Here is a 1,469-nt window from a genome sequence, read left to right on the forward strand (position 1 = left end):
GATCGGCCCGGTGGTCGTCGTCATCGGCGAAGGCGACGAAGCTCGCTACGCCAATGCCGTCGCCGGGATCGAGGACCGCCGGCTGGCGCCCCCCGTGCAAGGGGGTGCGACACGGCAGGATTCGGTCCGGCGCGGCCTGCTTGCTCTAGCCCGCGACGGCTTCGACGGCATGGTGCTCGTCCACGACGCCGCCCGCCCCTTCGTCTCGCATGCCCTGATCGGGACGGCGATCGCAGCGCTCGGCAAGGCCGGGCTGGCGGCGATCCCGGCGCTGCGCGTCACCGACACGGTCAAGCGCATCGATGCCGGCGGCCATGTCGTCGAAACGCCGGCGCGCGACGCACTCGTCACTGTCCAGACGCCGCAAAGCTTCCGATTCAAGCCACTCCTGGCGGCACATGAGGCGGCGGAAGCAGCCTCGATTCACGGCTTCACCGACGATGCCGCGCTGATGGAATGGGCCGGCCACCCCGTCGTGACATTCGAGGGCGACCTGGCCAACATCAAGCTGACCCATGCCGGGGATTTCCGCGGCGAGCCTCATCCCGGCCAGACGCTGGTGACGCGGGTGGGCACAGGCTACGACGTCCACGCCTTCGGTCCTGGCGATCATGTCTGGCTCGGCGGCGTCAGGATCGTGCATGACCGCGGGGTCGTCGCCCATTCCGACGGCGACGTGGCGCTCCACGCCCTGACGGACGCCCTGCTCGGCGCCCTCGCGGATGGAGACATCGGCACGCATTTCCCACCGAGCGACCCGCAATGGCGCGGTGCCGCCTCCGCACAATTCCTCGCTTTCGCGGCAGGGCGCGTTCGCGAGCGCGGCGGGCGCATCGACCATCTCGACCTCACCATCGTCTGCGAGGCGCCGAAGGTGGGACCGCACCGCGACGCCATTCGCGCGGCGATCGCCGATGCCGCCGGCGTTCCCGTCTCCAAGGTCGCGATCAAGGCAACGACATCCGAGCGCATGGGCTTCACCGGCCGCCGCGAAGGCCTTGTCGCGCTGGCGACGGCAACGATCCGCTTGCCCGAAACGGAGTAGCGCGATGTTCGACCCCGCCACTGCGATGCTGTCCGAGACCGTTCTGGCGCTGTGCCGCAAGGCCGGGCGCACGGTCGCGACCGTTGAATCCTGCACGGGCGGCCTCGTCGCAGGGGCGCTGACGGCGATTCCAGGTTCATCCGACGTCGTGAACGGTGGCCTGGTGACCTATTCCAACGCAGCCAAGACGGCGCTCGCAGACGTCCCCCCGGCGCTCATCGCGACGCATGGAGCGGTCAGCGAGCCGGTGGCGCGCGCGATGGCCGCGGGCGGGCGGGCCAGGCTGTCGGCCGATCTGGCGGTCGCGATCACCGGCGTGGCCGGGCCGGGCGGCGGAACCGCGCAGAAGCCTGTCGGCCTTGTCCATTTCGCCTGCGCGACTCCCGCTGGGACCGAGCACCGCGAGATGCGCTTCGGAGATCTT

2 protein-coding genes are annotated in these 1,469 nt (G+C 70.5%); both read left to right on the forward strand.

Annotated features, from left to right (window positions below):
- Positions 1–1,045, forward strand: a 1,045-nt coding sequence (ispF, locus tag ACIPIA_RS16175; RefSeq protein WP_400510996.1) for a 2-C-methyl-D-erythritol 2,4-cyclodiphosphate synthase, incomplete at its 5' end; no start/stop codon positions are given.
- Between the two features lie 4 nt (positions 1,046–1,049).
- A partial coding sequence (locus ACIPIA_RS16180) for a CinA family protein (RefSeq protein WP_400510997.1) occupies positions 1,050–1,469 on the forward strand: 420 nt, incomplete at its 3' end.

This window comes from Allobosea sp. CER48 (genome assembly GCF_044752385.1).
GTDB lineage: Bacteria > Pseudomonadota > Alphaproteobacteria > Rhizobiales > Beijerinckiaceae > Allobosea.